Source organism: Streptomyces zinciresistens K42, assembly GCF_000225525.1.
GTDB classification, from domain to species: Bacteria; Actinomycetota; Actinomycetes; order Streptomycetales; family Streptomycetaceae; genus Streptomyces; species Streptomyces zinciresistens.
Window position 1 is genome coordinate 1 of the sequence record NZ_AGBF01000348.1, and the last position, 3,914, is coordinate 3,914.

Annotated in this window: 3 protein-coding genes and 1 pseudogene; 2 read left to right on the forward strand and 2 right to left on the reverse strand. The window is 73.5% G+C overall.

Annotated features, from left to right (window positions below; all coding sequences use genetic code 11):
* The coding region (locus SZN_RS43585; RefSeq protein WP_425274504.1) for an SCO2400 family protein at nucleotides 1-126 on the reverse strand (126 nt) is incomplete at its 3' end.
* A gap of 355 nt (nucleotides 127-481) precedes the next feature.
* Here SZN_RS43585 and SZN_RS36025 point away from each other — a divergent pair.
* Nucleotides 482-1,182: pseudogene (locus tag SZN_RS36025) on the forward strand (ThuA domain-containing protein).
* Nucleotides 1,161-2,273, forward strand: a complete 1,113-nt coding sequence (locus SZN_RS36030) for a Gfo/Idh/MocA family protein (protein WP_007505367.1) — start codon at nucleotides 1,161-1,163, stop codon at nucleotides 2,271-2,273. Before SZN_RS36025 ends, SZN_RS36030 begins: the two are co-directional and overlap by 22 nt.
* 29 nt (nucleotides 2,274-2,302) lie before the next feature.
* On the opposite strand, the gene SZN_RS36035 is transcribed toward SZN_RS36030, so the two are convergent.
* On the reverse strand, nucleotides 2,303-3,778 hold the full coding sequence (locus tag SZN_RS36035) for a glutamate-cysteine ligase family protein (protein ID WP_007505370.1): 1,476 nt from the start codon (nucleotides 3,776-3,778) through the stop codon (nucleotides 2,303-2,305).
* Nucleotides 3,779-3,914 lie beyond the last annotated feature (136 nt).

Below are 3,914 nucleotides of genomic sequence, written 5' to 3' on the forward strand. Positions count from 1 at the left end.
GCCCGGGGCGGCCGCGAGCGCGGGGCCGCCCGCCGCCGAGGGGGCGATGTCCGGGGCGTACGCACCGCATCCGGGGCACACGAGGGCGCCGTTGAGATGCCGACGACACGAGGAGCAGTAGTCCATCTGCGGTCTTTCCGGGTTGACTGCGCCATCGGCTCCGGTCGGCCACGGCCTGGTCCGCGTACACGCGGGAATCGAACGGCCTGAACGGTAACGAGGCTTCCAGCGGGCCGTGTGCAGCCCCGGTGATACTCCTGCGCAGATGTCCGGGGAAGTGTGTGCGCACCGTGACCCGGCCCCGGCGCACCGGATCGCGGCACGTCGGGCGCCCCTCGCGCGAACGGACGCCGGCCCGCTCCCCGGGGCCCGAAAATCTCGGGGCATCGGGTGACTCTTTCGCCGGGGCGGTGGCCTGCCGCACAGTGAGGACGCCGTCGCCCGGCGTCCCCTCGGGAGGCCGGCCTGCCGAAGGGACGCCATGACGCGGAAGAAGGCCCTGGTGGTGCGCGGCGGTTGGGAGGGGCACCGGCCGGTCGAGGCCACGGAGCTGTTCCTGCCCTTCCTGCGCGAGAACGGGTACGCGGTCCGCGTCGAGGAGTCGCCCGACGTCTACGCCGACGCAGCCGAACTGGCCGGCACCGATCTCGTCGTGCAGTGCGTGACGATGGCGCGGATCAGCGCGGCGCAGGTGGCGGGGCTGAGCGCGGCGGTGGCGGCCGGCACCGGCTTCACCGGCCGGCACGGCGGCGTCGCCGACTCGTACCGCGCCTCCAGCGCGTATCTGCACCTGGTGGGCGGGCAGTTCGCGGCGCATCCGGGCAAGGAACCCTGCGCGCGCGAGGGCGGCGAGGAGGACAACTACCTTCCCACGTCGTCGAGTTCACCGAACTGGGCCGTACGCACCCCGTCACGGCCGGCCTCGGGGACTTCACGCTCACCACCGAGCAGTACTGGGTGCTGCACGACGACCTCATCGACGTGCTCGCCACGACGACCCATCCGGCCCGCCCCTGGCAGCCCTGGCACCGCCCGGTCACCAGTCCGGCGGTGTGGACGCGCCGGTGGGGCGCGGGGCGGATCGTGGTGACGACGCCGGGGCACGACCTCGACGTCCTGGCCCATCCCGCCGTACGCACCGTCATCGAGAGGGGCATGCTGTGGGCGACGCGCACCGCGTAGGAGTCGTGGGACTCGGCGTCATCTCCCGCGCCTACCTGGACACCCTCGTGGGCCGTCCCGGCGTGCGGATCACGGCGGTCGCCGATCTCGACCCGGCCCGCGCGGTCTCGGCCGCGGCCGGGCTGCCCGGCGTCCGGGCGCTGCCCGTCGAGGAGTTGCTGAGCAGTCCGGACGTGGACACGGTGCTCAACCTCACCGTTCCGGCGGCGCACGCCGAGATCGCCCTCGGTGCCGTCGGCCACGGCAAGCACGTCTACGGCGAGAAGCCGCTGACCGCCGAACTGGCCGACGCCCGCGCCGTCCTGGAAGCCGCGGCGCGGGCAGGGGTCGGTGTGGGGTGCGCACCGGACACGGTGCTGGGCACCGGGGTGCAGACGGCTCGGGCGGCGGTGGAGGCGGGCGCCGTCGGCCGTCCCCTGTTCGCGACGGCCGTGATGGTCACCCCGGGCCACGAACGCCGGCATCCGCACCCGGACTTCTACTACACCGACGGCGGCGGGCCGCTGCTGGACATGGGCCCCTACTACCTGACCTCCCTGGTCCATCTGCTGGGCCCGGTACGGGCCGTGACCGGCGCGTCCGCGCGGCTGCGCACCGAGCGCGTGATCGAATCCGGGCCCCGTGCCGGGGAGCGCATCCCGGTCGAGGTGGACAGCCATGTCTCGGGCGTCCTCGAACACGCGGGCGGCGCGCTGAGCACGATCACGACGAGTTTCGACGGGGTGGCGACGACCGCCGCGCCGATCGAGGTCCACGGCGCGAGCGGCAGCCTCGCGGTGCCGGATCCGAACCGCTTCGACGGGGAGGTACGGCACTTCGCGCTCGGTGGCGGCAGTTGGCGCACCCTGCCGCCGTCGGCGGGCTACGCGGGCGCCTCCCGGGGTGTCGGCCTGCTGGACTTCGTCGCCGCGGACGGGCACCGCGCACCGCGCGCGAGCGGTGAACTCGCCCTGCACGTCCTGGAGACGATGACCGCGCTGCTCCGCTCCTGCGCCGAGGGCCGGCGGATCGAGCTGACGACGTCGGCGCGCCCGCCCGCGCCCGTCCCGCTGACCCCGTCCGGGAACTGGCCCCGGGCGGCACGGAGTTGAGGAGACCTGGGGGCGATGCGGGGCGGGCGTCAGTCGACGGGCCAGGTGTGCGCCGCCGCGTTCAGGTGCATGTAGTCCATGTACGTGCGGGTCATCCGGCGCAGCGCCTCGCGCCGGTCGGTGCCGCCCCGCTCCAGGTGGTGGACCGTCTCCACCTGCCAGAGGGCGCCGTTGCGCGCGGTGAGGCAGCGCTGCTCGATGATGCCGAGCAGGGGTTCGCGCCAGGCCGCGTCCATCCCGGCCAGTTCCAGACCGCGGTGGGCCAGCGGCAGCAGCCGCCGCAACACCAGTTCCGTGACCGGCACTTCGCCCATGCCCGGCCAGTACAGCCGGGCGTCGATGCCGTCGCGCGAGGCGCTGTGCAGGTTCTCCTCGGCGACGGAGAACGACATCCGGGTCCAGATCGGGCGGTCCTCGTCGACCAGGGCGCGGGTCAGGCCGTAGTAGAAGGCGCCGTTGGCGAGGGTGTCGGCCACGGTGGGTCCCGCGGGCAGCACGCGGTTCTCGATGCGCAGGTGGGGCCCGCTGTCGGTGACGGCGTAGACGGGGCGGTTCCAGCGGTAGATCGTGCCGTTGTGCAGGGTCAGTTCGCCCAGTTCGGGCACGTCGCCCCGCTCGTGCGCCGCGCGCGGGTCCTCGTCGTCGCACAGCGGCAGCAGGGCCGGGAAGTAGCGCACGTTCTCCTCGAACAGGTCGAAGACGCTGGTGATCCAGCGCTCCCCGAACCACACGCGGGGCCGCACCCCCTGGGCCTTGATCTCCTCGGGCCGGGTGTCGGTGGCCTGCTCGAACAGGGGAATCCGGCTCTCGCGCCACAGCTCCCGGCCGAAGAGGAAGGGCGAGTTGGCCGCCAGGGCGATCTGGACGCCCGCGACGGCCTGGGCGGCGTTCCAGTAGCCGGCGAAGTCCCGGGGCGAGACCTGCAGATGGAACTGGGTGCTGGTGCAGGCGGCCTCGGGCGTGATCGTGTCGGCGTAGGTGGACAGGCGCTCGACTCCGTCCACGACGATCCGCAGGTCCTCACCGCGGGCCGCGAAGATCTGCTCGTTGAGCAGGCGGTAGCGGGGGTCCCCGGAGAGCGCGGCCTCGCCGACGTGTCCCTCGCCCAGGGTCGGCAGGATGCCGATCATGATCAGGTGCGCTCCGACGGCGGCGGCGCGGTCCTCCGCGTGGTTGAGCGCGTCCCGGATCGCCTGCTCCCAGGCGCCGGGGCCGCCGGTCGTCAGCTCCCGGGGCGGGATGTTGATCTCCAGGTTGAAGCGGCCCAGCTCGCTGGACCAGGCGGGGTCGGCGATGGCCCGGAGCACCTCGGTGTTGCGCATCGCCGGGAGCCCGTCGTCGTCGACGAGGTTGAGCTCGATCTCCAGGCCCACCCGGGGGCGCTCGCTCTCGAAGGTGGACTCGCGCAGCATCAGCGCCAGCACGTCGAGGCAGGTGTGCATCTTCTCCCGGTAGCGGCGCCGGTCCTCCCGCGTGAACACCAGGGCGGGTACGTCACGTCCCATCAGGGCCCTCCCGAGTTCCCTCGGCGGATGCCTCCCGTCCAAGAGTCGCACTTCGCACGCCGTGCGGACACTCAGGGCGCGGGCACGCCGGGGAGGGGCGGTGCGGGCCCGCGCCCTGAGTGTCCGCACGGCGTGC